The organism is Paenibacillus antri, from assembly GCF_005765165.1.
Taxonomy (GTDB): Bacteria; Bacillota; Bacilli; order Paenibacillales; family YIM-B00363; genus Paenibacillus_AE; species Paenibacillus_AE antri.
The window spans coordinates 225,618-252,585 of the sequence record NZ_VCIW01000006.1 but is presented as its reverse complement, the minus strand read 5'-3'; the positions used below and the strand labels follow the sequence as shown (position 1 = coordinate 252,585).

General features: G+C 63.1%; 21 protein-coding genes. 5 read left to right on the top strand and 16 right to left on the bottom strand.

Annotated features, from left to right (window positions below):
* Positions 1 to 6: 6 nt before the first annotated feature.
* From FE782_RS12265 to FE782_RS12255, 3 genes are all read right to left on the bottom strand, one after another.
* A complete protein-coding gene (locus tag FE782_RS12265; RefSeq protein WP_138194371.1) occupies positions 7 to 1,686 on the bottom strand; it encodes an extracellular solute-binding protein in 1,680 nt (559 codons plus the stop codon).
* Positions 1,687 to 1,801: 115 nt separating this feature from the next.
* Positions 1,802 to 4,150 (bottom strand): helix-turn-helix domain-containing protein, encoded by a 2,349-nt coding sequence (locus FE782_RS12260; protein WP_138194370.1) that lies wholly within the window; start codon positions 4,148 to 4,150, stop codon positions 1,802 to 1,804.
* Positions 4,151 to 4,291: 141 nt separating this feature from the next.
* On the bottom strand, positions 4,292 to 5,680 hold the full coding sequence (locus FE782_RS12255; protein WP_138194369.1) for an NCS2 family permease: 1,389 nt from the start codon (positions 5,678 to 5,680) through the stop codon (positions 4,292 to 4,294).
* A 358-nt stretch (positions 5,681 to 6,038) separates the two neighbouring features.
* Between FE782_RS12255 and FE782_RS12250 the strand changes: the two genes are divergently transcribed.
* From FE782_RS12250 to FE782_RS12240, 3 genes are read left to right on the top strand one after another with little or no spacing between them, the layout of a single operon-like run.
* The gene (locus FE782_RS12250; RefSeq protein ID WP_138194368.1) at positions 6,039 to 6,929 is read left to right on the top strand and encodes an ABC transporter permease; all 891 of its coding nucleotides are present in this window, start codon (positions 6,039 to 6,041) and stop codon (positions 6,927 to 6,929) included.
* Positions 6,923 to 7,789 carry a carbohydrate ABC transporter permease gene (locus tag FE782_RS12245; protein WP_138194367.1) on the top strand — a complete coding sequence of 289 codons (867 nt, stop codon included), beginning with the start codon at positions 6,923 to 6,925 and terminating at the stop codon, positions 7,787 to 7,789. The genes FE782_RS12250 and FE782_RS12245 overlap by 7 nt, the downstream gene beginning before the upstream one ends.
* 47 nt (positions 7,790 to 7,836) lie before the next feature.
* Complete coding sequence (locus FE782_RS12240; protein WP_138194366.1) at positions 7,837 to 9,372, top strand: extracellular solute-binding protein; 1,536 nt, start codon at positions 7,837 to 7,839, stop codon at positions 9,370 to 9,372.
* A gap of 409 nt (positions 9,373 to 9,781) precedes the next feature.
* Here the strand turns inward: FE782_RS12240 and guaA are convergent, their stop codons facing one another.
* From guaA to FE782_RS12210, 6 genes are all read right to left on the bottom strand, one after another.
* Complete coding sequence (gene guaA, locus FE782_RS12235; protein WP_138194365.1) at positions 9,782 to 11,320, bottom strand: glutamine-hydrolyzing GMP synthase; 1,539 nt, start codon at positions 11,318 to 11,320, stop codon at positions 9,782 to 9,784.
* Between the two features lie 68 nt (positions 11,321 to 11,388).
* Entirely contained in the window at positions 11,389 to 12,129 is a 741-nt protein-coding gene (locus FE782_RS12230) for an alpha/beta fold hydrolase (protein WP_138194364.1), read from the bottom strand.
* A 53-nt stretch (positions 12,130 to 12,182) separates the two neighbouring features.
* Complete coding sequence (locus FE782_RS12225) at positions 12,183 to 14,489, bottom strand: DUF4129 domain-containing transglutaminase family protein (protein WP_138194363.1); 2,307 nt, start codon at positions 14,487 to 14,489, stop codon at positions 12,183 to 12,185.
* Positions 14,458 to 15,678: a DUF58 domain-containing protein gene (locus FE782_RS12220; protein WP_138194362.1), complete on the bottom strand. Its 1,221-nt coding sequence runs from the start codon at positions 15,676 to 15,678 to the stop codon at positions 14,458 to 14,460. The genes FE782_RS12225 and FE782_RS12220 overlap by 32 nt, the downstream gene beginning before the upstream one ends.
* Positions 15,678 to 16,667 (bottom strand): AAA family ATPase, encoded by a 990-nt coding sequence (locus FE782_RS12215; RefSeq protein ID WP_202914520.1) that lies wholly within the window; start codon positions 16,665 to 16,667, stop codon positions 15,678 to 15,680. Before FE782_RS12215 ends, FE782_RS12220 begins: the two co-directional genes overlap by 1 nt.
* A gap of 140 nt (positions 16,668 to 16,807) precedes the next feature.
* On the bottom strand, positions 16,808 to 17,128 hold the full coding sequence (locus tag FE782_RS12210; protein ID WP_158299365.1) for an Hpt domain-containing protein: 321 nt from the start codon (positions 17,126 to 17,128) through the stop codon (positions 16,808 to 16,810).
* 64 nt (positions 17,129 to 17,192) lie between these two features.
* On the opposite strand from FE782_RS12210, the gene FE782_RS12205 reads away from it, so the two are divergent.
* Positions 17,193 to 17,567 (top strand): response regulator, encoded by a 375-nt coding sequence (locus tag FE782_RS12205; RefSeq protein WP_158299364.1) that lies wholly within the window; start codon positions 17,193 to 17,195, stop codon positions 17,565 to 17,567.
* 763 nt (positions 17,568 to 18,330) lie between these two features.
* Here the strand turns inward: FE782_RS12205 and FE782_RS12200 are convergent.
* The 5 genes from FE782_RS12200 to FE782_RS12180 form a co-directional block, all read right to left on the bottom strand.
* Positions 18,331 to 20,244, bottom strand: coding sequence for a methyl-accepting chemotaxis protein (locus tag FE782_RS12200; RefSeq protein WP_158299363.1), 1,914 nt, complete (start codon positions 20,242 to 20,244; stop codon positions 18,331 to 18,333).
* 153 nt (positions 20,245 to 20,397) lie between these two features.
* Positions 20,398 to 20,745: a winged helix-turn-helix transcriptional regulator gene (locus FE782_RS12195; RefSeq protein ID WP_138194358.1), complete on the bottom strand. Its 348-nt coding sequence runs from the start codon at positions 20,743 to 20,745 to the stop codon at positions 20,398 to 20,400.
* The gene (locus FE782_RS12190; RefSeq protein ID WP_138194357.1) at positions 20,696 to 21,343 is read right to left on the bottom strand and encodes a TetR/AcrR family transcriptional regulator; all 648 of its coding nucleotides are present in this window, start codon (positions 21,341 to 21,343) and stop codon (positions 20,696 to 20,698) included. Before FE782_RS12190 ends, FE782_RS12195 begins: the two co-directional genes overlap by 50 nt.
* A 74-nt stretch (positions 21,344 to 21,417) precedes the next feature.
* On the bottom strand, positions 21,418 to 22,071 hold the full coding sequence (locus tag FE782_RS12185; protein WP_138194356.1) for a YigZ family protein: 654 nt from the start codon (positions 22,069 to 22,071) through the stop codon (positions 21,418 to 21,420).
* A gap of 74 nt (positions 22,072 to 22,145) precedes the next feature.
* Positions 22,146 to 23,504: a glucose-6-phosphate isomerase gene (locus FE782_RS12180; protein WP_138194355.1), complete on the bottom strand. Its 1,359-nt coding sequence runs from the start codon at positions 23,502 to 23,504 to the stop codon at positions 22,146 to 22,148.
* Positions 23,505 to 23,571: 67 nt separating this feature from the next.
* Here FE782_RS12180 and FE782_RS33175 point away from each other — a divergent pair, with 67 nt between their 5' ends.
* Positions 23,572 to 24,993: an NAD(P)-binding domain-containing protein gene (locus FE782_RS33175; protein WP_338016889.1), complete on the top strand. Its 1,422-nt coding sequence runs from the start codon at positions 23,572 to 23,574 to the stop codon at positions 24,991 to 24,993.
* Positions 24,994 to 25,054: 61 nt separating this feature from the next.
* Here FE782_RS33175 and FE782_RS12170 read toward each other — a convergent pair whose 3' ends face one another.
* Together FE782_RS12170 and FE782_RS12165 are read right to left on the bottom strand one after the other, a co-directional pair.
* The gene (locus FE782_RS12170) at positions 25,055 to 26,629 is read right to left on the bottom strand and encodes an EAL domain-containing protein (RefSeq protein ID WP_138194353.1); all 1,575 of its coding nucleotides are present in this window, start codon (positions 26,627 to 26,629) and stop codon (positions 25,055 to 25,057) included.
* Positions 26,630 to 26,681: 52 nt separating this feature from the next.
* Positions 26,682 to 26,864 (bottom strand): aspartyl-phosphate phosphatase Spo0E family protein, encoded by a 183-nt coding sequence (locus FE782_RS12165; RefSeq protein WP_158299362.1) that lies wholly within the window; start codon positions 26,862 to 26,864, stop codon positions 26,682 to 26,684.
* Between the last annotated feature and the right edge of the window lie 104 nt (positions 26,865 to 26,968).

The following is a 26,968-nucleotide window of genomic DNA, read 5'->3' as shown; positions in this document are numbered from 1 at the left end:
TTCCCCCTATCGATTATTGAAGCGATCGAGCGCCGCTTGCTGAATATCGATAGCCTCCTGAATCCCCATGCTCTTCAGCGTCTCCACGTATTGTTCGAAGCTGGAGAGCGGCTCGACACCCATAATAAATTTGGTCACCATCTCGTCGGAATACGTATTGAGGTCCGTCATGATCGACGCGAATCGCTTGTTCTCGTCCGCCGTCATCGTCACCTTCGGCATCTGGATTTTATTTTCCGGCTCGCTCCAGATTTGAATGGCTTCCTTCTGGGAATCCCGCTCCATGTACTGCTCGACGTACCGCTTATCCTGGACGAACGGCCCGTTATACGCCGCCCGGAAGTGCATGCTCATCGCTTGGGAGACGTTCAGACCCTCCGGATTTTTCATAATGTTATCGGAATATTTCGGATACCCGTCGACCCAATCGTAGGACACGCCTTCCTTCCCGAAATTGAACAGGTTATGCCCTTCCTCGCCGTAGGCGAAGTCGAGCCACTTCACGATGCGTTCGGGGTTCTTGGCTTTGCCCGTAATCGCCGCCGCGATGCCCGAGAAGGCCGTATCGCGCTGGCCGAGCGCCGCCTTGCCGCCCTTCTCCAAGGCCGGATACGGCGCCGGCCACAGCTCCGCGTCCGGATGGTCCTTCTCCATCAGCCCCATATATCGGCCGATGCCGCTGCCGGCGTACCAGTAGAAGGCCCCCAACTGGTCGCCCGTCACCTTCGCGTCGCGCAGCGCGCCGTCCGTGGCGGCGAAGTCCGGGTCGAGCAGCCCTTTCTCGTACCATCGGTTCAACACGGTCAGGAATTCCTTGAATTCCGGTTGAATTTCCCCATAGCGCACTTGTCCGTCCACTTGATAGAACTGCGCGCCGATGCCGAACGTGCCGATCAGCTGGTTCATGCCCGAGTCCTTCACGTTGCCGTCGTACTTAATGAAGAACGGAATTTCGTCCGCCTGTCCGTTGCCGTTCGGATCCTTCTCCTTGAATGCGGTCAGCACCGCTTCCCACTCGTCGATCGTCGTCGGGATGTCCATGCCGACGCGCTCCAGCCAGTCCTTGCGGATGATCGGCCCGTGGAACACCATGAGGCTCTCGTGGCCGCGGATGAACGGGAAGCCGTAGATGCTGCCTTCGTCCGTCTTGATCAGCTTCTCGATGTCGGGGTTTTCGTCGAGATATTTCCGGAAGTTCGGCGCGTGCTGCTCGATCAGCTCGTTCAGCCTTAGAATCGTGCCTTCCTTGATCGCGTTCTCCGGACCGCGCGAAATATTGAGCCAGTTCGTCTCTACGACGTCCGGCAAGTTCTGGGAGGCGATCATCAGGTTCAGCTGTTCCGTAATTTGGTCGCCCTCGCCGCTCGGATGCTTGAACTCCACCTTCGTGCCGGTGATTCGCTCCAATTCCTGATACAACGTCACTTCGTTCAACGTGGTGGCGTGTCCTTTGATATGGTCGACCATCGGAATCCAATACGTGATCGTCTCGGGATACCCGACCTCCGCGCCGTTCCCCTCGCTTCCGCCCGTCTCGGCGTTCGGCGGCGCCGCGTCTCCCCCCGCGTCGGCGCCGGCGTCCCCGCCGCTTCCGCTCCCGGTGCAGCCCGCCAACAGGGCGAGCGCGGACATCGCCGCGGCCGTCGACAAGGTCAACCGTCTTGCTCGCTTGCTACGCTTCTTCATTCGTGATCCTCCCTTTGTTTCATTGATCTTCCGATTCATGCCAAGCATAAACAGAGGAGGAAACAAAGAAAATCGTACCTTCGCTTGATCCGTTATCCGATGTTTGGAACGGCCGTTATCGATTTTTTAGAACGGTTATCCGTTCTTCGTTTTCCAAGTTCGCGCGGTATTGCCCCGGGGTGATGCCCTCGAGCTTCTTGAATACCCGAATGAGGCCCACGCTGCCCGCGTAGCCGACTTTCTCGGCGATTTCGGCTAACGTCCAATCGGTGTCCCTCAAGAGCTTCTTGCTCTCGGACACGCGAACGCGCGCGATGTAATCGGACACGTTCTCTCCGCAATGCTTCTTGAAGAAGGAGGATAAATACGCGGGGTTCATGCCGAAGTGGTCGGCGATGGCGTTAAGGCCGAGATTGCCGTCCGGCACGTGCGCTTCCACGTACCGCTGAATGCGTTGATACAGCTGGTCGCCCGGCCGGGGACGCTCGCTGTCCATCCGTTCGCACAGCTGCCGGAACAACGCTTTCGTTCGGCGGAACATCTCCTCGGCGGTGGCGCCGCCCGACACCCACTTGGCGGGGTCCGGCTCTCCGAACGGCGTCTCCGCCGGCCCCAGCGTCGCCGCGAGCTTGAAGTAGGTGCTCACCAGGTCGAAGAAGAGGCACTTGCCCATCTCCGGCGTCAAGCCGCCGGCGTGGAAGTTCACCTCGTAAATTTGGTTCAGCGCCGTCTCCGCATTTTCGAAATCGCCGCTCTTCACGTAATTCATCAGCTGCGCCTCGACGGCCGTCGGGTAATGGTAATGGCCCAGCTCCAGCTCGGCGAGATCGTCGTAATAGATGATCGAATGATGCCCCTTGATCAGCTTGTAATCGAGCGCCAGAATCGCTTCTCCGTACCCCTCCGCGATTTTCCCGAGCCCCCGGTGCACGCGGCTGATCGCCAAGGTGACCTGCGTCAGGAAGCGGCCGTCCAGCAGCTCGCGGAGCTGACGGACGAAGTCGGACAAGTACGCCGACGTCTCGGGCTCCCGCTCCGGCAGGCTGATCAGGAACAGCACGCGGTTGCGCTCCATCTCGATCGAGTGGCCGGCCTCGCCGAGCAGCTCGCCGCCCAGATTGCCGACGACGAAGCGGACGAGCGCCCATTCCTTCTCGGAATCTTCCCGCATGAACCGCTTGCCGTCGTCGACGTCCACCAGCACGACGCAGAAGCGGTCCGACAGGAAGCTCACGCCCATAAAGCGTAAGTCTTCGTCCGTGATCGAGGAGGCGTCGACGTGTCCGCGAACGAGCCGGGATAGGAAGTCCGCCTGAATGACCGGCGCCTGCTTCGAGATCGTCCGCTGCAGACGGCGCTCCTCGGCGATCGAGGACGCGATCGATTGCTTGATGAAGTCGTATTCGTTCGAGGAACGGTCCCGGGGCATGCTTCGGCCTTGCACGAGCGCGTTGACGACCTCCCGGATCGGACGATAATTTTTATAGGCCATGGAATAAGAAGCGACGGCACCGCCGAGCAGACAGACGAGCACGAGCGAGACGGCCCAGGACTTGACCGTCATGACCTTCGCCAGCACGATGTTCTTCGGAACGACGGATACGTACGTCCAGCCGTTGTCCGCCGAAGACGTATACGTAACCATCATCTCCCGGCCGGCGTCGTTGACGTAGGACAAGTAATCCTGCCCAGTGTTCAACCGGGACTTCAAGCGAGCGGACAGTTCGTCGTCCGACGCCGTCGTCATGACGATGTCCCGGTCTTCGTTCAGAATGTAGATGGACCCGCTGTTCACCCATTCGATCTGCTCGAGTAAATCGCGGATTTGCTTCTCGTCGACGAGGATGATCAAGGTGCCCTTCGGCGCCGTCCGTTCGCCGAGCGGAAGCGATTGCGCGTACGTGACGACGCGGGCGTCGTTCCGCAGCGCGGCAGAGGGGAGAATCGAGCGAAGATGATAGCCTTCGAGCACCTGCTCTCGGTAGGCGTCGTAGCTTACGTCCTTGTAGCCGGAAATTTCGTTGTAGTACATTCGGGAATTCGTGCGCATGCTGGGCGTCAAGACGGTGTCGGTGTTCGCGAAGTACACGTAGAAGTTGTTGATGGAGCTGCTGACCGTGCCGTACCGGGCCAAATCCTTCATGAATTCGATGAACTTGTATAATTCCTGGGAATCGCCGTAATCCTTGCTGTCCAGCAGCCATTGCAGCTTCGGATTGAGCGAGATTTGAACCGCCAACTTCTCCACCTCGGACATGCGGTTGTCGACGGCCAAGCGAACCTGCTCCAGCATCGCCTTATTGGAACGCGAGGCGTTCTCGACCATAATGCCCTCTACTTTGTCGTAGACGACCGCCCCGATCATGACGGGCAGCAGGAAAATCGCGATATACGACGATAACAACGTGAGAAAAGCGCTTCGACGTCGATTCGCCCTCCGAATAAAGCGCTTCCAAAAACCCATGATCTCCCTCCCTCTTAGCAAAGATTTACATCCAGTATACGTCTTCCCCTAATAGCCTGTCATTATGCCCTTAGACGTAAGAAAAGGGCCGCCTCCCTTGGGAGACGGCCCTACGGCGAACGACTTTCCGAAACGAAACGATTACTCTCCGCCGAAGAACGCGAACCGCGCGACGACGAGCGCCGCCAGCAGCCACATCATCCAGTGAATCGGCGCCTTCTTCAGCGAGAACAAGTTGCAGAAGCCCGCGACGACGACGTACGTGACGATGCCCGCCGAGATGCCGTTGGCGATGCTGCCCGTGAACGGCATGAACACGATCGTAAGGAACGCCGGGAACGCCTGCGTGAAGTCGTCCCATTGAATTTCCTTGACCGAGCTCATCATGAGCACGCCGACGATGATGAGCGCCGGAGCGGTCGCCGCGGACGGCACGATGCCGGCGAGCGGCAGGATGAGCAGAGCGAGAATGAACAGGATGCCGGTCGTCACCGACGTCAGGCCGGTGCGGCCGCCCTCGGACACGCCCGATGCGCTCTCGATGTACGCGGTGATCGTGCTCGTGCCGAGCAGCGCGCCGGTGCTGACGCCCGCCGCGTCGACCATCATCGCCTTGCCGATCGTCTTCTTCCCTTCCGGCTGGTTCACGTCGATGCCCGCCTTCGAGACCGTGCCGACGAGCGTGCCGAACGTGTCGAACAGCTCGACGAACGTGAAGACGAAGATGATTTCAAGCAAGCCTACGCCGAGCGCCGCGCCGATATCGAGCTGGCCGACGGCGAGGTTGTCGAAGCTGGGAATCCAGTTCGCCGTGCCGAGCGCGCCGAAGTCGACGACGTTCAGGCCGAGGAACGGCAGGCCGCCGATGATCGTCGTCGCGACGATGCCGATCAGGAGCGCGCCGCGCACCTTCAGCGCCATCAGAATGCCGATGATGATCAGGCCCAGCAGCGCCAGGAACGTGTCCGGGTGCGTCGCCGGGTTGAACGAGCCGAGCATCAGGTTGAAGCCCGAGCCCGGGACCGGAACGGTCGCGTCGACGCCCGGGTTGACCGAGATCGCCACGATGTTGCTAAGCTTGAAGCCGATGATCGCGATGAACAAGCCGATACCGACCGTAATGCCGACCTTGATGCTGTTCGGCACCGCCGTAACGAGCATCTGACGTACCTTCGTTACCGTTAAGATGATGAAGATGATCCCCGAGATGAATACGGCGCCCAGCGCCGTCTGCCAAGTGATCTCCCCGTTCGAGCTCAGCACGACGCTCATGAAGTACGCGTTAAGTCCCATGCCCGGCGCCAGCGCGACCGGAATGTTTACGAAGAGGCCCATCGCGATCGTGACGAGACCCGCTCCGAGCGCCGTCGCGAAAAACACCGCTTCCGCCGGCATGCCCGCGCCGCTCGGTCCCAGGAAGATCTGGTTGACGAACAGGATGTACGCCATCGTCATGAACGTCGTAAGTCCCGCGATCAATTCCGTGCGAACGTTCGTCCCTCTCGCCTTCAGTTGAAATAAGCGATCCATCGGTCGAAACAACTCCCCATCATTATTCGATTTCGTATGTAGTGTCGTCCTTTTTCCAAATATTATTAGGAAGATTGACGGACGACGATACTTATTGTAAGCGTGGTTAATTATTTCTGTCAATAAAAAAACCGAACATTGTAAGGTGTCCGTCGTATTTACGTTCGGGTTCCGGGTATACCCACCGAAAACGCTAATATCAAATAATGAATTATTAAAAAACGAGAATATTCAATTGACCGATTCGAATAAACGTTATAATATAACATCATTCAGTAACATATGATAGAAAATATTATGATCAAAGACAGTAGGGGGTATGAAAAATGAAAGCGTTTCGGAATGGGAGCTCCGATTTATGAAAACGCTTCGAAATCTCGATCTGTACGTCATGCTGACGCCGGGGATTTTGTTTTTCCTAATTTTTTCGTATTTCCCGATGGTTTGGATATTTATCGCCTTTCAGGACTTCAAAATCGGGCAAGGGCTGGCCGGCAGCGCCTTCGTCGGGTTCAAGCATTTCGCCGCGTTGTTCCAAGACGAGTACTTCTACGTCATCCTTCGCAACACGGTGTTGATCAGCTCGCTCAAGCTGCTCTTCGGCTTCCCCGTGCCGATCGTGCTGGCGCTCGCCATGAACGAAATCCGGCAGCGGTTCGTCCTGCGGACGATTCAATCGGTCATCTACCTCCCCCACTTCCTTTCGTGGGCGGTGGTCGCGACGCTCATGATCAGCATCTTCTCGTTCGACAACGGGATTTTGAACGACTTCCTGAAGATGCTCGGCTTCGAGCCGATCGCCTTCCTCAGCGACGCCTCGTCGTTCCGGACGATGCTCGTGCTGTCGGACATCTGGAAGGGCGCGGGCTGGGGCACGATTCTCTACCTCGCGGCGCTGACCGGCATCGACCAGCATCTGTACGAAGCTGCCAGAATCGACGGCGCCTCGAAGCTGCGGCAAATGTGGCATATTTCGCTGCCCGGCATCCAGACGACGATGACGCTGCTGCTCATCCTCAGCATGGGCAGCCTCGTCACCGGCGACTTCGAGCAGATTTTGCTCATGTACAGCCCCGCCGTGTACAACGTCGCCGACGTCATTCAGACGTACGTGTACCGGATCGGGCTCGGGCAGCTGCGGCTTAGCTATACGACCGCCGTCGGCCTGTTCCAATCCGTCGTGTCGTTCCTGCTCGTCTACCTGGCGAACCGAACGGCCAGAAAATTAGGGGGCGATTCGATATGGTAATCCGGGACCGGCAAGAAACCGTTGTTACGGTCGTATCCTATGCGATTCTGCTGCTCATGACCTTGCTCTGCATCCTTCCGTTCGTCCGGCTGCTCGCCATGAGCTTCAGCAGCGAAGGGTTCGTGCAGGCCGGTCAGGTGCTGCTCTGGCCCAAGGGGTTCACGACGGGCGCCGTGCAGTTCGTCTTCGGCAGCTTCGCGTTCCAACGGGCGTTCTGGATCACGGCGTCGGCCACCCTCGCGTTCACCGCGCTGGCGCTCGTCATGACGGTGCTGACCGCCTACCCGCTGTCGCGCCGCTATCTCAAGGGGGCTCGCTTCTTCTCCCTGATGATCGTCTTCACGATGCTGTTCAACGGCGGCATCATCCCGACGTATCTCGTCGTGCGGACGCTCGGCCTCTTGGATACGTTCTGGGCGCTGCTCATCCCGCACATGATCAGCGCGTTCAACGTCATTATACTGATGTCGTTCTTCCGCTCCGTGCCGCAGGACTTCGAAGAATCCGCGAAGCTCGACGGCGCGTCCAACTGGAAGGTGCTGCTCCACATCATCGTGCCGCTGTCGAAGCCGGTGCTCGCTACCATTACGCTGTTCTACGCCGTCTTCCGCTGGAACAGCTGGTTCGACGTCTTGATGTACGTCAACTCGTCGCATCTGTATACGCTGCAGATCGTCTTGAAAAATCTGATCAACTCCTCCAACGGCTCGATCATGACCGTCTACGTCGCGCACGAGCACGCCCTGCTCTCCGTGCAGGGGGCGGCCGTCCTGTTTACGATATTGCCGATTCTCATCGTGTATCCGTTCCTTCAGAAGTATTTCGTCAAGGGGGTGTTCATCGGCGGGATCAAGGGTTGACGCGGGGCAAGGCACGTACAATCGAATGAGAAGGGGACTGAGGTTCGATGAAAAGGATTTGGAGCTTATTGGTCGTCGCGCTTACGATCGCATCATTGTTGGCCGCTTGCACGGGCGGCGGCGGCGAGACGTCCGGCGACGGAGATCGCAAGAAGGTGAAGCTCATCGTCGGCGGCAACGTGCAGGAGTTTCCCGAAGGCGTTACGAAGGACGATAACTTCATTATGGATTATTGGCGCGAGCATAGCGGCTTCGATATCGAAATCGAGATTTTGCCGCTCGAAGGCGGCGACGAGAAGCTGAACGCCATGCTCGTCTCGGGCGAGGCGAACGGCATCATTATTAAAGGCGGCACCGAGTGGCTGGCGAACATGGTCAACCAAGACGTGCTGGAGCCGCTCGACGAATATATCGCGGGTACGTCCTTAGAAAACGTATACCCCGACATTCAGAGCGCCGCTACGATCGACGGTAAGCGGTACGGCATCTTGATGCCGGACGCGATCGCCGCCCAAGGCGCGGCGTTCCTCGTCCGCAAAGATTGGGTGCTCGAGAGCGGCATGACGGATCAGCCGAAGACGTTCGCCGAATTCAACGACATGCTGAAGAAGTTCAAGGACCGCGGCGTCGTGCCGATCGGCATCAGCGGACCGCCGAACGGAGCTGCCTTTTCCCCGTTCATGGGCATGTTCGGCATCCCGACGGAGTTCGCGCTGCGGGACGGCAAGGTCGTCTTCAACCCGGTTCGGCCGGAAGCGAAACGGTACCTTACGTACATGAGCCAGCTGTACAAGGACGGCATGATTCCGAAAGACTTCTCGATGCTGAACGGACAAAGCCTGCAGGAGATGTTCACCGGAGGCCAGATCGGCTTGTTCGTGCTCGATTACCCGTGGCCGTCCAAGACGATCATCCCGACGATGACCGAGGCCGGCGCGGACGTGAAGTTCATGGATTTCCCGACGGGCGCGGACGGTAATCCGTCGTACTCGCGGGCGTACTTCCCGATCGGTCCGTCCGCCGCGATCGCCAAAGGGACGAACGACGTGCAGGCCGCCGTGGAATTCATCGAGTTTCTGCTGAAGCCGGAGACGCAGGAGGTTACGAATTACGGCATCGAGGGACAGCACTTCACCCGCGACGGCGACGACATCGTGCCGACGCAGGAAGGGCTCGAGATCGCCTGGTCCGTCTACTTCAAGCAGCTCGCCACGCCGGAAGAATGGTACAACATGTACGGCGTCATGGCCGAGTGGGCCGAATATTATTACCCGGTCGAGCGAAACAGCGCGAAGAACGACGTGGATCCCGTCTTCTTCATGCCGCCGCAGCCCGAGCTCGTCGCGAAGAAGATCGACCTCGCTACGAAGGTCGATACGTTCTACACCGAGGTCGTCATGGGGCAGCGCAGCGTCGACGAATTCGACGCGTTCGCGCAGGATTGGCTGAAGAGCGGCGGCCAAGACATCTTGGACGGCTACACCGAGCTTTACGAATCGTTGGGCTCGCCGACGTTCAAGTACAACGAGTACCCGGTCGGCGACAAATATACGGGCGCGAATCTGTTTAACGGCAAGCGGTAAGGTGTCGGGGCGGCAGGTGCGGCGGCGGGGGCGGCGGCGGGGGCGGCGGAGCTGCGGGTTCACTCCCGCCGTTCCTTCTCCTCGACTTCCCTTCGCTCAGCCGCCCCGCTAGGGCTGTTCGGCCGGTATTTCTTCGGAGAAGCAAACGGGAAAACCTCCCGCTCACCTCCGCAACAGACATCTGAAACGGCCCTTGGACGGGAAATCTTCCCTCTTATTCCGCCATAACCAACGATTTTCGTCCATTTCCCGCGAATAAGCGGGAGGTTTTCCCGTCCAATCAGCGGTTGCCGCCCCGATCAGGCTGATGAAAGGGAGGATTTCCGCTACAGGAAGTTTACCGCGGGGAGACCGACGGAGAAAAAGAAAGGCCTGCGCGATGGCGCAGGCCTTTTCCATTTTCCAACCCTTATTCCCACTCGATCGTCGCCGGCGGCTTCGACGTAATGTCGTAGACGACCCGGTTGACGTTGTTCACTTCGTTCACGATGCGCGTCGAGATGTTCTCGAGCACGTCCCACGGAATGCGCGCCCAGTCGGCGGTCATGCCGTCGATCGACGTGACGGCGCGGATGCCGACCGTATACGAGTACGTCCGGGCGTCGCCCATGACGCCGACGCTCTTCATGTTCGGCAGCGCGGTGAAGTATTGCCAGATTTCGCGGTCGAGGCCGGCCTTCGCGATTTCCTCGCGCAGAATGGCGTCGGATTCGCGCACGATCTCGAGCTTGTCCTCCGTCACCTCGCCGAGCACGCGGATCGCGAGACCCGGACCCGGGAACGGCTGGCGCCATACGATTTCCGCCGGCAGGCCGCACTCTTCGCCCACCTTGCGCACCTCGTCCTTGAACAGCGCCTTCAGCGGCTCGACGAGCTTGAACTTGATGTCCTTCGGCAGACCGCCGACGTTATGATGCGACTTGATCGTCTGCGCCGTCGCCGTGCCGCTCTCCACGATATCGGTGTAGAGCGTGCCCTGCGCCAGGAATTCGAAGTCGTCGAACTTCGCGGACTCTTCCTGGAAAACGTAGATGAACTCGTTGCCGATGATCTTGCGCTTTTGCTCCGGATCGTCCACGCCCGCGAGCTTGCCGAGGAACCGGTCGCGCGCGTCGATCTTGACGACCTTCATGTCGAACTTGCCGACGAACGTCTCCATGACGCTTTCGGCTTCGCCCTTGCGCAAGAGGCCGTGGTCGATGAACATACACGTCAAGCGGTCGCCGATCGCCTTGTGAATGAGAATCGCGACGACGGACGAGTCGACGCCGCCGGACAGGGCGCACAGCACCTTCTTGTCGCCGACTTGCTCGCGGATGTCGCGAATCGCGTCTTCGATGAACGTCGTCATGCTCCATTCGCCTTCGCAGCCGCATACCTCGAACAGGAAGTTCTTGATCATGTCGTTGCCGTACGTCGTGTGGCGCACTTCCGGATGGAACTGCACCGCGTACAAATTCCGTTCGCGATGGCTCATCGCGGCGATCGGCGCATGCTCGGTGCTGGCGTCGATCGCGAAGCCCGCCGGCGCCTCGATGACGAGGTCGCTGTGGCTCATCCATACCTGCTGCTCGCCGGTAAGCCCCGACGTCAGGACGCAGTCCGGCGCGAAGCGAACCATCGCCTTGCCGTATTCGCGCTTGCCCGCGGCTTCGACTTTGCCTTGCAGCTGATGGCTCATCATTTGCATGCCGTAGCAGATGCCGAGGATCGGCACGCCGAGGTCGTAGACGGCCGGATCGACGAGCGGCGAGTTTTCGCCGTAGACGCTTGCCGGACCTCCGGAGAAGACGATGCCTTTCGGCGCGAGCTCGCGGATTTTCTCGGCGCTCGTGTTATACGGCAGCAATTCGCTGTACACGCCGAGGTCCCGAATGCGTCGGGCGATCAATTGGTTGTACTGCCCGCCGAAGTCGAGGACGACGACGATTTCGTTCGGTTTGTTCATCGGAATGTACGAGCCCCCTAATAATAATAGAAACTATTCTACAAGATCGTTCGACCCCATGGCAACCACTAAAGTTTCGAGAGCCATGCGGAGAGTGCCTCGTTGAACAGCTCGGGGCGCTCGAGATTGGACAGATGACCCGCCTCCGGGACGACGCGGAGCGCCGCGCCGGGGATCGCGCCCGCCATCTTCTCGGCGACGTCGGGCGGCGTGATCGCGTCGTCCTCGCCGACGATGACGAGCGTCGGGACGCGAATGCCGCCGAGCGAGGCCGTCCGATCCTGCCGCGCGGCCATGCCGAGCGCGGCGGCCGCGATCGCGGCGGGCGACGCGGACAGCATGATGCGCTCGGCTTCGCGACGGACGTCCGGGCGGCGATCGGTCGTCTTCGGCGACAGCAGCTTATGCAGCATCGCGTCGACGGCCGCCTGCGGTCCTTGCTCCAGCGCGTTCGCCGCCAGCGCGCGCCGCCCCGCCTTCCCTTCCTCGCTGTCGGCCTCCGCCCGCGTATCCGCGAGCGCGAGTCCGGCCACTCGATCGCCGTATCGCTCGAGCAGCGAGAACGCGACGTACCCGCCCATCGAAAAGCCGATGACGACTGCCTTCGCCGCTTCGCCGGCCGCCGCGTCGAGCGCCGCGATCGCCTTGTCGGCCATCTCGTCCATCGTGGCGGGCGACGTCTCGAGCCGCAAATCCGGCGCGACGACGCGGAAGCCTTGCGCTTCGAACGCTTCCCGCTGCGGCGCCCACATCTCCGGACTGAACGGGAATCCATGCAGGAACAGTAAAGCAATATCGTTGTGCGTCATGCGCTAGAGCGCCCCTTTCGTTTTCCGAATCGGTTCTGCTCTTATTATAGCCATTATTTGGCTCGCTTCGCGATCGTTCGCCAGACGTCCTTCACCCAGCGCCGCGACACCGGCCGTCCCGAGCCGCCGCCGTAGCGGATCGCCTCGTCGCGGCGGACGAGCTCGAGCAGCGCCGCCCGCGCCTCCGGCGTCTCCGCCGGCAGCCGCGCCGCATAGTCGCGCAGCGTCTCCTCCGGCGTTCTGGGGCCGTGGCGCCGATAGAGGCGGCGCCACAGCCGGTCGAGCCGGCGGCGCTGCGGCGGCGCGGGGAACGCCGCGTAGCCGGGCGCCGCGCCGCGGACGAGCCGCGCCAGCGCGAAGGCCGCGCCGAGCGCCGCGGCGGCGGTCGCGCCGCCGGCGAGCGCCCAGCCGAGCGGCGCCGCCCATTCGCGCGGCACGCGCCGCGCCGCGGCGTCGAAGGCGGCTGCCGCCGCGTCGAGGCCGCCGCGCAGCCGCTCCCGCGCGGACGCGAGCCACGCCTCGGCGGAGGCGGCCCCCCCGCCCGTTTCGGCTTCGTCCCCGGCCGATGCCGTAGCCGATGCGGTCGCCGTCGCCGCCGCCGCGGCCGCCGCGAGCACGGTGCCCTGCGGCAGCAGCATGTTGGCCGGCTCCGCGCCGAGCCCCGCGAAGCCGGCTTCGACGCCTTCTGCGGACGCCGGCGGCGTCGCTTCGAACGGCACCCAGCCCGCGTCCGCGAACCGCACCTCGACCCAGGAGTGGGCGTCGGATTGCCGCACCGCGTACGTGCCCGGCCGGTCCGGATCCGGCGTGCCCGGCGCGAAGCCTTTCACCCATCGCGCCTCGACGCCGATCGAACGGAGCAGCACGACCATCGCCGTCGAGAAATGGTTGCAATACCCCTCCTCCGCGTCGAACAGGAAATGATCGACGAAGTCGGCCCCTTCCGGCGGCACGTCCGTCTCCAACGTGTAGCGGTAATGCTCCTGCAAATACGACTGTACGGCGACCGCCTGCAAGTACGGATGCGCCGGCACGTCCCGCACGATGTCGCGGGCCAAGTCGCGCACCCGCTGCGGCAGCGAACCCGGCAGCTGCAAATATCGCGCCGAGGATATGTCCGTCTCCGGCGAACCGTCCGCGACGAGCGCCGACGGATCGCTCGCCGCGAGCGCCGTCTCCATCCGGTACGAGCCTAGCCGCACCGCGTTCGTCCCGACGAAATACGAGCCGTCTTCCGCGTCGTACCGCAGGTGAATGTCGGACAGCCTCGCGCCGTCGTCGTCCGTCAGCTCCGGGAAGCGCAGCACCTGACCGCCGGCGAAGACGTTGCGCTCCAAGGCGCGCGACAGCACGTCCACCTGCTGCGATATGACGACGGCCCCCTCGGGGGCTTCTGCGGCGCGGAACGTCGCGGCCGTCTCGCCGAGCGCGCTGCTCCGCCAGCCTCGGCCGGTGTAGACGTCCTTGCTCTCGCCCCGCCAATACGTCGCGAGCTCCGTCGTCGCCGTGAAGGCGAGCGCGTCGTCCGGCGACACCGCCCGGCCGAGCCGGCTGTCGTCGACGCCGTACCCGGTCGCCGCCGGGAGGGCGGAGGCGAAGGTCCCCTCCCCCCGCGACGTCGCCGCGCTCCGCGCCCAGTCGGCCCATCGCTCGAGCGACACCGGCTCGACCGCCGCGGGCTCCCGCGCGGACAAGCCGTAACCCGAGCCGAGCGCGATCGCGGCGCATAAGGCGCCGGCGGCGATGCGGGAGAGCGCCGCCCCACGGCTTTCCGCGAAGCGATTCCCCAGCAGCCGCTCCCACTTCGTCCCGTGCTGCGTCGTGAGCAGCAGCAGCCCGAACGCGGCCGACCGCAAGATGCCGCCGGTCGTATCGAGCCCCGGCCACAGCTGAAGCAGGACGAGGAACAGCAGCGTCGACCCGACGAACCATAACGCCTGGCCGCGCTCCGTCACGATGCGCTGCACCGCGTACGCGAGCGCCGCCCAGCCGGCGAGGAACAGCAGCGTTCGCGTCTCCGGGCTGACGAGCCAGACGCCGGACAGCAAGCCGCTCGCATCCTCCAAGACGAGCGCCGGAAAATCAAGCAGCCATCGGCCGGAAGAAAGCGCCTCGGGCTGGAACCAATATCCGATCCACAGCGCCGTAAAGACCAGCTTCAGTGGCCAGCCGATCGCGCCGTGAAGGCGTCCCGCGTCGATCGCCATATAAAACGCGAGCGCCCCAAGGAACGGAAGCAGCCGATACATGTCCGTCGCCTCCGCCATCGAGGCGAGCGGACGCAGCCATTCGGAGAACAAGCCGAACAGCAGCACGGTAACGAACAAATTACGAAGGAACGGAGAACCGACCGTCGTCATCGCGCCCGCCTCCTTCCGAAGCGATGCGGTCGCCGGCGGCGTCCGTCACGGCGATGCGGACGCCCGCGCGGCGCAGCCAAGACGCGAGCTCCTCCGGAAGCTCCGCGCCGCCCGCCGCATCGCCCGCCGCATCGCCGGCGCGAACGCCGGGTTCCCCGCGCGCGAGCAGGAGCAGCACGTCGCGTCCGCCGGTTTGCCACTCGCGGCACAGCGCCGCCGTCTCCGGCCGCAGGGCGCCGCCCGCGACGACGACGACGGCGGAGGCGCCGCCCAGCGTCGCCCCGCCGGCGCGAATCGGCGGCGGCGCGGCGGCTTCGAGCGCCGCCAACCGCCGGCGCCAACCGCCGGCGTTGCCGGCGGCGAGGGCGGCGGCGTACAGCCGGAACGCCCGCCGCCGCACGCCGAGGGCGACGAGCACCCCCGCGGCCGCCTCGGCGCAATCGTCCGCCGCCGCTTCGACGGCGGCGTCCACGACGACCGCCGTTTCCGTCGCGGCGCGCGGCGGCTCCTCCGTGCGGACGTACCACTCATCCGATCGTGCCGCCCGCTTCCATAGCACGCGGGCGAGCGAATCGCCGTCGCGGTACGCGCGTACGTCCGTCCGCTCGCCGCCGTCCCGCCGCGATCCGGAGGCCCGTCCGTCGCCGAGCGATAGGATCGCGTGCTCCACCTCATACCCGAATCGCCGCGCCCGCGGCGCGACGATCACCTCAGCGTTCGCCGCCCCCCGAGCGCGAACGCGCTGCTGCACGATGCCGAACGGGTCCCCCGCCCACAGTTCCGTCGGCTCGAAGGCGAACACGCCCCGGCTCGGCAGCGGCAGCGCGTAACGATACGTCGCGCGCGTCGACCACCACGGACCGTGAAGCAAGTCGTGCTCCGCTTCGCCGATCCGTTCGCGGGCGACGAGCCAAGGAACCGGCAGCGCGAACGGCCGGCGCAGCGTCACCTCGACGATCGCTTCTTCTCCCGCTTCGAACGCGCCGTCCGGCGGCGCGGACCCGTCCGGGCACCGCACCTCGCGGGTGACGCGAACGCCGCGGAGCCCGATCCAGCGGACGGCCCATCCGTAAGCGACGATGAAGCTGTACGAATAAAACAAAAAGGAGAATGCGAACCCGCCTCTCGCGGCCATTCCCCACCCTAACAACGCCCATACCGCCAGCGCGGCCCACCGATGCGTCCGCATTAGCCCGCACCCCCCGCCTTCGAGGCGACCGGGGCCGACGGCACCGGCGTCGTCGCCAGCAGCCGCGCCATGACGCTCTCGGCCGCATGCCCGGCGTAGCTCGCTTCCGGGCGCACGGCGAGTCGATGCGCCAGTACCGGCATCGCGAGCTCGCGCACGTCGTCCGGGACGACGTACGTCCGCCCGCGCAGCAGCGCAAGCGCCTGCGCCGCGCGGTACAAGCCCAGCGACGCGCGGGGACTCGCGCCGAGCGACAGCTCCGCGCACGTCCGCGTCGCCTGCACGAGCGACACGATGTATAGCTTCACCGGCTCGTCGACATGGACGGCCGCCGCCGCGCGCTGCAGCTCGCGAAGCTCCTCGACCAGCAAGAGCGCCCGCGACGACGCCGACTCGGAGGAGGGACGCGACAGCAGCGCGGCTTCCTCCGCCGCCGTCGGGTAGCCGAGGCGCAGCTTCAGCAGGAAGCGGTCCAGCTGCGCTTCCGGCAGCGGGTACGCTCCTTCGAAGCCGTTCGGATTTTGCGTGGCGATGACCATGAACGGCTCCGGCAGCGGATGCGTCTCGCCGTCCACCGTCACGTGACGCTCTTCCATCGCTTCCAAAAGCGCCGACTGCGTCTTCGGCGTCGTGCGGTTCAATTCGTCCGCCAGCACGACGTTGGCCATGATCGGCCCCGGGCGGAACTCGAACGTCTCCGTCGATCGGCGGTACACCGACACGCCGGTAATGTCCGAGGGCAGCACGTCCGGCGTGCATTGGATACGCCCGAACGTACAGCCGAGCGTCTTCGCCGCCGTCTTCGCCAGCAGCGTCTTCCCGACGCCCGGCACGTCCTCCAGCAGCGCATGACCTCCGCATAACAAAGCTACCAATAAGTGCTCTATCGTCTCTCGCTTGCCGACGACGATTCTCTCGATTTGACGCACGACGCTTTCTAGCAGCGCCTGCGGGCGATCCCATAACATGCCGTTCCCGGACAATCGCATTCCTTCTCCTCCTTGACTCTCGTAACCGTCAGATTACTGTCAAGTGTTTCCGGTTTGCGATTCTTTTAGACGTCTGTTTTCTCTTATATTAGAACATGATATATTGAAGAATAGCGCTTACTTGGAAAATGAACCCTCCGTCACCGATAGATTTCGAGCTTCATCGCTCGTTCGGCGAGACGGTCCAGCTCTTCCTTCGGAAGCGGGCTCTCCTCGTGACGATGTTTGAATTCGCTGACCGCGTCGGCGATGTCGTGCACGTCGGCGAAGCCGACCGTGAGCGCCACGCCCTTCAGCGTATGCGTCTGGCGATAGAGATGGTCCACCAATCGGTCGTCCGCGACCGATCCGAGGCGCCATCGTTCGATCGTATCCGCGATATCCGCGCTCTTGACTCGCAGTTCTTCCAGGAACAACGACTTGGTGCTTTCCAGGATTCGTCGGTATCGTTCTTCGCTCATCACGGCGAACCACCTCGCTTTACCCATCTTTCCCAAATTATATCATGAAATCGGAGGCCCGTTCGTGGGAAAAAGAATCGCTATTATCGACGACTCCAGCGCGTTCCGACTGTTGGTCGCTTCGCTGCTGGACATCGACGGCTTCGAGGTCGCCCCGTTCCCGGATGCGGAATCGTTCTTGTCGAAGTCCGTAAAACCCGAAGAATTCGATTTGTACTTGGTCGACATCAACCTGCCGGGCATGAACGGCTTGGACATGCTCTCGACGCTGAAGACCGACGCGCGGACCGCCTCGATTCCGGTGCTGCTGCTGACCGGCGACGCCACGAAGGCGCGCGTGAAGCAGGCGGCCGGCATCGGCGTCGCCGGTTACATCGCCAAGCCGATCGACCCGGAATCGTTCGTCGAGCGCGTGCGCATCGTCTTGGAGCTCGGGTAGGGGCCTAACCTTACCTGATTTCCGCTGTCGCTACGACTGGCCCATTCACCCACGCCCGCCGCCGGCGTCCTTGGCCCGTTTCGGGTCACCTGCGTCCGCCGCGCTTCGCCTCCTGACCCGAAACGGGTCAACGCACCTGGCGCTCGGCGTCCTGGCCCGTTTCGGGTCACCCGCGGCCGTCGCGCTTCGCCTCCTGACCCGAAACGGGTCAACGCGCCTGGCGCTCGGCGCCCCTAGCCCGCTTCGGGTCACCTGCAGCCGCCGCGCTCCGCCTCCTGACCCGATTCGGGTCAACGCGCCTGTCACTCGCCGCCCTTGGCCCGTTTCGGGTCACCCGCGGCCGTGGCGCTTCGCCTCCTGACCCGATTCGGGTCAACACGCCTGGTGCTCGGCGACCCTGGCCCGCTTCGGGTCACCCGCGGCCGTCGCGCTCCGCCTCCTGACCCGAAACGGGTCAACGCGCCTGGCGCTCGGCGTCCCTGGCCCGTTTCGGGTCACCCGCGGCTGCCTCGCTCCGCCTCCTGACCCGTTTCGGGTCAACACGCCCGCCGCCGGCGGCGCCCTTGGCCCGTTTCGGGTCACCCGCGGCCGTCGCGCTCCGCCTCCTGACCCGAAACGGGTCAACGCGCCTGGCGCTCGGCGACCCTGACCCGCTTCGGGTCACCCGCCCGCGGCCGCCGCGCTCCGCCTCCCGCCCCGATGCGGGTCAGCGGCAGAAAAAAAGGAGCCTCCGCCGGCCGCAGCCGTCGGGACTCCCTCGAATCTACTTCGTCTTCATCGGCTCGACCAACCGATACAGCGTCCGCGACGCCTCCTCGAGCTGCCGCATGGAGCCGGCGAGCCGGTCCATCCGCGCGTACTGCTCGGAAGCGTAGCCGCTCAGCTCGCCGGCCCGCTCCGCGGCTTCGGCGGAGAACGCCGACATCTCCTCCACGGAGGCGCTCACCTGCTCCGAGCCCGCGGCGAGCTGCTGCGCGACGGCGGACACGTCCTCGACCTGGCCGCCGACGGACGCCATCGCGCCGCGAATGTCGCCGAAGCGCTCGTACGCGTCGTCGAGCTTCCGCGCGCCGTCGCCGACCTCGAGCGCCGCCCGCTGCAGCGAAGTCGCCGTCTGCGCGGCGCCCTCGCGCACCGCGTCGAGCAGCCCCGCGACGCGGGCGGTCGCTTCGCCGGACTGCTCGGCGAGCTTGCGCACTTCGCCGGCGACGACGGCGAAGCCGCGCCCGGCCTCACCCGCGCGGGCCGCCTCGATCGACGCGTTCAGCGCCAGCAGGTTCGTCTGCTTCGAGACGGACGAGATCAGCTCGAGCACCTCGGCCACGCGGTTCGCCGAATCGCGCTGCGCTTCGGCCGCGGCGACGGACGCCTCCATCGAGCGCTGCATCTCCCGCATCTGGACGATCGCCGCTTCCATGAGCGCGCCGCCGCTGGCGGCCAGATCGTTGGCATCATGCGCCGTCTCCGTCACCGAAGCGGCCGACGACGCGATGCGGCCGATGCCGACGGCCATCTCCTGCATCGACTGCGCGCTGTCCGCGGCGCTCGCCTGCCGCAGACGCGCCCCGTCCGCCAGCTCCGAGACGGAGGCGCTCATCCGCTCCCCGTCCGCCTTGGACGTATCGGCGAGCGCCGCCGTCTCCGAGGCGGATTCGCTCAGCCGGCCGGACAGCGCGCGCACGTCGCCGACGACGCGGCCGAAGCTCTCGCGCATCGTCTCGTAGGACATCGTAAGCACTCCGATCTCGTCGGGCCGCGTCCGATCCTTCGCATCCGTCGCCGCGCTCAGATCGCCTTCAGCGACGGCGCCGAGCGCGCCGGCGATGCGCTGTACCGGACGCACGATGTTGAATCGCAGCCACAGGAGCAGCACGACGGCCGCGATAACGATCGCGCCGCCGACGAGGGCGATCGTCAGCCTCGCGTTCGCGAGCGCCCGCTCCGACGCCTTGAGCGGAGCGGCGACCGTCAGCGAGCCGACGCGTTCCCCGTTCCAACCGTCCAACGCGACGACCGCCTCCCCGACGCGCCCTTCATCCGAGGAGACGATCCGAAACCCTTCCGCCGGAGCGCCTTCGCCGCCGACGGCCGAGACGTCGGCATGCAGCACCTTCCCGAGCTGCGCGACGACCGCCTCGTCGACGTACCGGCCGAAGACGAGCGCGCCGGTCGGTGCCTTCGTCGCTTCCTCGTTCGTCACGCCGGAGACGACGACGACCGCGAGCCGGCCGCCGACGACCATGAGCCCGTGGAAGTCCGGCGTCGACCGGAACTTCTCCATCACCGCGGGATCGAACGACGAGCCGAACTCGCCCGCATCTCCCGCCGTTCCGATCGCGTTCCCGTCGGGATCCGCAAGCGCGGCGAAATGCACGGTAGAGACGACGTCCGTCACCGAAAGCACGTTTTCTTCGATCCACGGCATATCGTTCGCCTCGGCGGCCGCCCGGAACTCCTCCCAATACGTATACGATTTCGCGACGTTCAGCGCGTCTTCCCCCATCTGTCGGAGCAGCTCGACGCCCGACGCGCTGAAGCTCTTCAGCTGCTCCTCCTCGACGCTGCCTAGATCCCGATCCAAGCTATAGAAAAAATAAGCCCCCACAGCCGCCAACGGCACGACCATAAAGACGACCAGCACCGCGGCGATTTTCGCCTGCAACGTTCTCAACGACATCCGTTCTCCGCCTCTTCGATTAACGTCATAAATCTTTAGACCTAAATATAACCGAAACATGCGACGAAAGCACGAAAAAAAAGCGGCAAAAGCTCGGCTTTTGTCCGCTTCGCGGCCGGAATCGGTTCCCGGACGTATTCGATTGTCCCGATCTCAACACGGCGATGCCTTCGCCTTCCCCTCCGCCACGCCGTGGACGAGCGCCCATTCGCGAAGATGCTCGATGACAGGACGCAGCGCGGCGCCCCGTTCCGTCAGCGTGTATTCGATGCGGACGGGCGTCTCCGGGTAGACGATCCGGCGGACGATGCCCGCTTCTTCAAGCTCCTTGAACCGCTCGGACAACATCCGGTCGCTCACGCCGGGGACGCTCTCGGCCACTTCCTTGAACCGACGCTGCCCGTTCAACAGCGCCTGCAGGATGAGCCCCGTCCACCGCTTGCCCAACAGCTCAAACGCTGACTCTACGCTTGGGGACGAAATGCAGTCCCGGTTTAGCATAGGACAGCCCTCCTAGCTCGAATGCGCTGCAAAGCAAATCGACATGCTGCGTCGCGAGCGGGAGCACCTCGTCGTACGTCAGCTCGAACTGGATCGCGTACGTAATGAGTCCGTGCAGCGCCATGAACAAGTTCCACGGCAGCGTGAACTGCAGCTTCTCCCGGTCGGGATGGCCGTTCAAGCATTCCTGGATAATGGAGGCGAACAAATTCATGTTCTCCGCCTGTTCCGTGCGGGAATAACGCTTCAGCTCCGGATCGCGAATCAAGAACATGATTTCGTAATGATGCGGATTGTCCAACCCGAATCGCACGAATTCCAGCATGAGCTGCTTGAGCGCATGAACGTCGCGCTGCTGCAGCCGGAACAACAAAGACGTCTGCCGCGCGATGAGCGCATTGAAATCTTCCACGACGAGCGCATAAAACAATTCCGCCTTGTCTTGGAAATAATAGTAAATCGATCCGTGACTGTAGCCGAGCTTCCCCGCGATCTTGCGCATCGACACCGACCGATATCCTTCGCTGACAAACAGCTCTCGGGCCGCGTCCAATATACGCTCCCGGCTAAGTTCTTGCTCAACGATCCTTCTAGCCACCGTTATCCCTCCCCTATTTCGTATAATTATACGCAAGGAAGTATAATGCTTCAACACTTTTTTGCATAAAAGCATTAAAGGGAGTTCGATGGAAGTTGACTATGTTCCAGGTATTCCGAGTCATCCACTTGCAATTGTGTTTGACCAGCAGTCAAATCGGTAATCCATTCGATAAAACGCGCACTTTCGGATGCGTTCGGCAAGCATCGAACTGTCACTTTGTCCGCGTATTCAATGTCTCCGAACCGGATGCCGCGTCCGCGAAGCTCGTATTCGACCGTCCCGAGGAGCGAATAATCGAACGTCAGCGTGACCGGCGTATGCAAAACTTTATACACGACGCCCGCCGCTTCGAGTCCCGCGACCGCTCCGTCCGTATACGCCCGCACTAGCCCCCCGGCCCCGAGCATGATCCCGCCGAAATACCGCGTGACGACGACGGCGACGTTCTTCAGCTTCCGGTGTTTGATCACCTCGAGAATCGGCTTCCCCGCCGTGCCGCTCGGCTCGCCGTCGTCGGACGCCTTCTGGTGCTGGTCGCGCTCGCCGACCATGTACGCGGAGCAGTTATGCGTGGCTTGCTTATGCCGCGACTTGATTTCCTCGATGAAGGCGACCGCCTCTTCCTCGGTGTCGACCGGCTTGGCGTGGCCGATGAACTGCGACCGCTTGATGACGATTTCGGCTTCCCCGTATGCACGAACCGTCCGATAATAAGGCAAATTCATTCCGATCTCCCCTTTTTACGGAAAACGGCCCACCCGGCGTCCCCGCCGAGTGAGCCTGTACGCCCGCTCTTCTCTTACAACCCGCGCAGTCTCGCTTCGAGCTCCGCCTTCTTCGCTTCGAAGCCCGGCTTGCCGAGCAGCGCGAACATGTTGACCTTGTACGCTTCGACGCCCGGCTGGTCGAACGGATTGACGCCGAGCAGGTAGCCGCTGACGCCGCAAGCCTTTTCGAAGAAATACACCAAATGTCCGAACGTATACGGCTTCGTGTCCGCGAGCGTCACGACCGTGTTCGGCACGTTGCCGTCCGTGTGCGCGAGCAGCGTGCCTTGGAACGCCTTCTTGTTGACGAAGTCGATCGATTGGCCGGACAAGAAGTTCAGTCCGTCGACGTTTTCCGGATCGTGGGGAACGTTCAGCTCGATCGCCGCCTTTTCCACCTGGATGACGGTTTCGAACAAGTTGCGCGTACCCTCTTGAATGAACTGCCCCATGGAGTGCAGATCGGTGCTGAAGTCGACCGACGCCGGGTAGATGCCCTTGTTGTCTTTGCCTTCGCTCTCGCCGTACAGCTGCTTCCACCACTCGGAGACGAAGTGCAGGCTCGGCTCGTAATTGACGAGAATTTCGATCGCCTTGCCCTTCTTGTAGAGCGCGTTGCGGACCGCTGCGTATTGGTACGCCTCGTTGGCCTCAAGGCTCGGGTTCGCGTACAGCGCCTGCGCGTCGGCCGCGCCCGCCATGATCGCGTCGATATCGACGCCCGCCACCGCGATCGGCAGCAAGCCCACCGCCGTCAGCACCGAGTAACGGCCGCCGACGTCGTCCGGAATGACGAACGATTCGTAACCCTCGGCGTCGGCGAGCTTCTTCAGCGCGCCCTTCGCCATGTCGGTCGTCGCGTAGATGCGCTTCCGCGCGGCTTCCTTGCCGTACTTCGTCTCGAGCGCTTCCTTGAAGATGCGGAACGCGACGGCCGGCTCGGTCGTCGTGCCGGACTTCGAGATGACGTTCACGGAGAAATCCTTGCCTTCGAGCGCTTCGAGCAGCTGCGCCATGTAGGTGGAGGAGATGTTGTTGCCCGCATAGAAAATGTGCGGCGCGTTGCGCTTCTCCTTGGACAGATGCGCGCCGAACGGGTTCGTCAGCATCTCGATCGCGGCGCGCGCGCCGAGGTACGAACCGCCGATGCCGATGACGACGAGCGCCTCGGAGTCGCTGCGGATGCGCTCCGCCGCCTGCTTAATCCGCGCGAATTCGTCGCGGTCATAGTTCGTCGGCAGGTCGATCCAGCCGAGGTAGTCGCTGCCCGCGCCGGATTTGGCGTGGAGCTGCTCGTGCGCGAGGCGTACCGCCGCCGCGCTGTAGTCGATTTCGTGCTGCTGCACGAACGGCAGCGCCGGCTTGTAGTCGTATTTCACGGGAGATGTCAAGGGAAATCCTCCTTATAGACTGATCAGTTATATATCTCCACATAGGATACTTGAACGATTCGGACGAATGCAAGCGAATCGATCATTGCGCGGACGAGCCGCATCTGTTCAACGCTCGGAAAGAAGTGGTAAGATGGAGCGAGAGAATCATTTTTTCGCGAATAACGTCGGAGGTGCTCGCATGCGGGTCATCGGATTTATCGGTCTGGGCACGATGGGTTCGCCCATGGCTTTGAACTTATTGAACAAGGGCTACGAGGTCGTCTTGTACAATCGCACGCGCAGCGTCGCCGAGACGCTCGCCGCGGGCCGCCCTTCCGCGTCGGTCGCCGCTTCGCCGAAGGAGGTCGCCCGGGAAGCCGACGTCGTCGTCACGATGCTCGGAGACGATGCGGCCGTCGAGTCGATCTATTACGGCGCCAACGGCCTGTTCGGTGGACTTCGCGCCGGCATGACGCTCGTCGACTGCAGCACGGTGTCCCCGGAGCTGAGCCGCCGCCTCGCCGCCGACATGGAAGAGCATCTCACGGACTTCCTCGACGCGCCCGTCACCGGCAGCAAGCCGGCCGCGGAGAGCGGTACGCTGCTCTTCATGGTCGGCGGCCGCGAGGAAGCGCTCGACGGCGTGCGCGACGTGCTGTCCGCCATGGGACGCGCCGTCGTTCACATGGGGCCGTCCGGCGCCGGCTCCCAGACGAAGCTCGCGCATAACGCGATCGTCGGCATCAACGGCGCCGCGGTGGCGGAAGGGCTCGCGCTGGCGGCCAAGGCCGGCGTCGATCCGGCCAAGTTCCTCGACGTCGTCGGCAGCGGCGGCGCCGCGAGCCGATTCCTCGAGCTGAAGAAGGACAAGCTGCTCGCGGGGGACTTCAGCAATCAATTTTCGCTGAAATTTATGCTGAAGGACTTGAAGCTCGCCTCCGCGTTCGCGGACGAGCTGCAGGTGCCTACGCCCGTCTTGTCCGCGGCGAAGGAGCTGTTCCAGATCGGCGAGAGCCGCGGGCTCGGCGAGCTCGACTTCTCTTCGATCGCGCGCGTCTTCGAGGAATGGATTCGCGTCTCCGTCCGCGGCGCGTCGGTCCCGGCGGACGCCGCGCCGGTCGAGCGGACCGCGAGGCAAGAGCCGGCGGCCGCCGCCGGGAAGAGCGACGACCGCCGCCGCGCGCCGCGCGTCGCCTTGAACATCCCGCTCCACATCTCCGTCTACCAGTGGGAGCAGGAAGGCTCCTTCTCGGGGCAGCAGATCGAAGCGACGCTGTACGACCTGTCCGAGAGCGGGCTGCAGGTACGGTCCTCGTTCCCGCTGGCGGTCGACATGTTCGTCGTCATCCACTTCCCGCAGGAAGCCGATCTGCCGCCGATCACGGGCAAGATCATCCGCGTCGTGCCGGACCGCGGCGCGTTCCGTTACGGCTGCATGCTGTCCGGCCTGCCGCCGTTCGTGCGGCTGCAGCTCGAGGAGTATTTGCAAGGCAAAGCGACATCGTAAGACGGTGCGCAAGAAGGGGCCGCCTCCGGTCGACATCGACCGGGCGCAGCCCCTTCTTGCGTTATCGGTGGACGGGACGCGAGACGGTCACCATCTGCAGCAGCCTCCCGTCGTCGTCCATGACGGGCATGCCGCGCACCTCCACCAAAACCCAGATTCCGTCCTTATGCCTAAATCGCGACCGGCATTGAAACTCCGATTTCATCTTGATCCCTTCCTCGAAGGACGTAGCCATGCCCGAGACGTCCTCCGGATGGACGAGCTCCTGCACATCCATGCCGAGCAGCGATTCGGGCGTATAGCCCAGAAGGCGAAGATGGGACGGCGAGGCGTATGTCAAATCCCCGTCCGCGTCGAAAACGGAAATGAGATCCGTCACGTTTTCCACAATGAGCTCGTACTGCTTATGCACCCGATTCAGCGCCTCTTCGGCCCGCTTGCGTTCGGATATATCGATGGCGGAGCCGACCACCTCGACGACGACCCCGCCTCGGCGGATCGGCGTTAACGAGGCGAGGCACCACACGCCCAGAACCTTCGCCTCGAAAGTGACCTCTTCCTCCCCGTCCCAGGCTCTCTGATACTGCGCATAGAGCGGGGCGACCTCATCGGGCGCGGCGATTTCTTCGACCGTCTTGCCGACGACTGCTTCGGCATCGACGCCGAACCGACGCAGCAATTGCCCGCCGCATAACGTGATGACGAACCGATCCTCGACCTTCTTAAACTTGAACGTCAATCCCTGCTGCATCCGGAGCGTCTCCTCCAAATCCCTTCGAGCGTTCCGCAGCTGCTCCCGCATGAGCATCTTCTCGGTGAACGCCGCTCCGACGCCCAGCTTCGTTACGATCGCCGGCAGCTCTTCCAGCTGTTCCACCAATTCTTCCGGAGGCACCGGTCGTTGAAAAAGAAAGCCTTGCGCCTCGTCGCAAAGGTGTCGCTGAAGGAACACGAGCTGTTCCTTCGTCTCGACCCCTTCCGCCACCACCCGAAGGTTCAGGTTATGGGCCATCGCGATGATCGTCCGCACGATCGTGGCGTCGTTCTCGTCCTTCGTGCATTCCCGGATGAACGTCTTGTCGATCTTCAGCGTGTGCAGCGGGAATCGCTTCAGGTACGAGAGCGAGCTGTACCCCGTGCCGAAGTCGTCCACGCTGATCCGCACGCCGAGCCGCTTCAACCGGTTCAGCGTCGCGATCGCGGACTCGACGTCCATCGTGATGCTCTCCGTAATTTCCAGTTCGAGCTGCTGCGGAGGCAGCTCGGTCTCCCGCAGGATCGACCATACCGTATCCACCACGTCGCCTTGCGCGAATTGCCGGGGCGACAGGTTCACCGATACGACGAGCCGGTCGAAGCCGGCCGTTCTCCAAGCCGCGGCTTGGGCGCACGCCTGGCGCAGCGTCCACTCCCCGATCGGCAGGATCAAGCCGGTCTCTTCGGCGATCGGGATGAACGCCGCCGGCGAGATCGAACCGAGCGTCGGGTGGCTCCACCGCAGGAGCGCTTCCGCGCCGACGACGTCGCCCGTTCGGATGTCGACCCTCGGTTGGTAGTAAACCTTAAGTTGGCCGTCGCCCACGGCGGTTCGAAGCGCGTCCAATAAGCGGATCGAGGAGAGGTTCCCGTTGTCCATGGCGCGTCTCCCTCCGTCCCGATAACCTTTTAACACTATGTAATCATTTCCTTTATTTGATGTCCGTAGTCGGCACCGCGCGTTTCCTTGCCAGGTCGATTCGGTAAAATTCCATCACGACGTCGTCCAACTGTCGGCTGATCGCCACGACGTCCGGGTGGGTCAGCGCTCCGAGGGCGCCGTGCGCCCGGATCATCGCGGCCCGAAGGCGCTCCATCTTGTCCGCGACTGTCATCATTCTCTCTCCCGTCATATGGTTCTGGTATGCTTTGCTTGTCCCTAATTGTGCACGAGTTCGCGCGAGGCGGCTATCGACCGCCGCTCTTATTTCGCGACTCC

What these genes read in the sequence shown, in the direction of transcription:
- FE782_RS12265 (WP_138194371.1), bottom strand. Translation starts at nt 1,686, where the DNA reads ATGAAGAAGCGTAGCAAGCGAGCAAGACGGTTGACCTTGTCGACGGCC.
- FE782_RS12260 (WP_138194370.1), bottom strand. Translation starts at nt 4,150, where the DNA reads ATGGGTTTTTGGAAGCGCTTTATTCGGAGGGCGAATCGACGTCGAAGC.
- FE782_RS12255 (WP_138194369.1), bottom strand. Translation starts at nt 5,680, where the DNA reads ATGGATCGCTTATTTCAACTGAAGGCGAGAGGGACGAACGTTCGCACG.
- FE782_RS12250 (WP_138194368.1), top strand. Translation starts at nt 6,039, where the DNA reads ATGAAAACGCTTCGAAATCTCGATCTGTACGTCATGCTGACGCCGGGG.
- FE782_RS12245 (WP_138194367.1), top strand. Translation starts at nt 6,923, where the DNA reads ATGGTAATCCGGGACCGGCAAGAAACCGTTGTTACGGTCGTATCCTAT.
- FE782_RS12240 (WP_138194366.1), top strand. Translation starts at nt 7,837, where the DNA reads ATGAAAAGGATTTGGAGCTTATTGGTCGTCGCGCTTACGATCGCATCA.
- guaA (WP_138194365.1), bottom strand. Translation starts at nt 11,320, where the DNA reads ATGAACAAACCGAACGAAATCGTCGTCGTCCTCGACTTCGGCGGGCAG.
- FE782_RS12230 (WP_138194364.1), bottom strand. Translation starts at nt 12,129, where the DNA reads ATGACGCACAACGATATTGCTTTACTGTTCCTGCATGGATTCCCGTTC.
- FE782_RS12225 (WP_138194363.1), bottom strand. Translation starts at nt 14,489, where the DNA reads ATGACGACGGTCGGTTCTCCGTTCCTTCGTAATTTGTTCGTTACCGTG.
- FE782_RS12220 (WP_138194362.1), bottom strand. Translation starts at nt 15,678, where the DNA reads ATGCGGACGCATCGGTGGGCCGCGCTGGCGGTATGGGCGTTGTTAGGG.
- FE782_RS12215 (WP_202914520.1), bottom strand. Translation starts at nt 16,667, where the DNA reads ATGCGATTGTCCGGGAACGGCATGTTATGGGATCGCCCGCAGGCGCTG.
- FE782_RS12210 (WP_158299365.1), bottom strand. Translation starts at nt 17,128, where the DNA reads ATGAGCGAAGAACGATACCGACGAATCCTGGAAAGCACCAAGTCGTTG.
- FE782_RS12200 (WP_158299363.1), bottom strand. Translation starts at nt 20,244, where the DNA reads ATGTCGTTGAGAACGTTGCAGGCGAAAATCGCCGCGGTGCTGGTCGTC.
- FE782_RS12195 (WP_138194358.1), bottom strand. Translation starts at nt 20,745, where the DNA reads ATGCTAAACCGGGACTGCATTTCGTCCCCAAGCGTAGAGTCAGCGTTT.
- FE782_RS12185 (WP_138194356.1), bottom strand. Translation starts at nt 22,071, where the DNA reads ATGAATTTGCCTTATTATCGGACGGTTCGTGCATACGGGGAAGCCGAA.
- FE782_RS33175 (WP_338016889.1), top strand. Translation starts at nt 23,572, where the DNA reads ATGCAAGCGAATCGATCATTGCGCGGACGAGCCGCATCTGTTCAACGC.
- FE782_RS12170 (WP_138194353.1), bottom strand. Translation starts at nt 26,629, where the DNA reads ATGGACAACGGGAACCTCTCCTCGATCCGCTTATTGGACGCGCTTCGA.
- FE782_RS12165 (WP_158299362.1), bottom strand. Translation starts at nt 26,864, where the DNA reads ATGACAGTCGCGGACAAGATGGAGCGCCTTCGGGCCGCGATGATCCGG.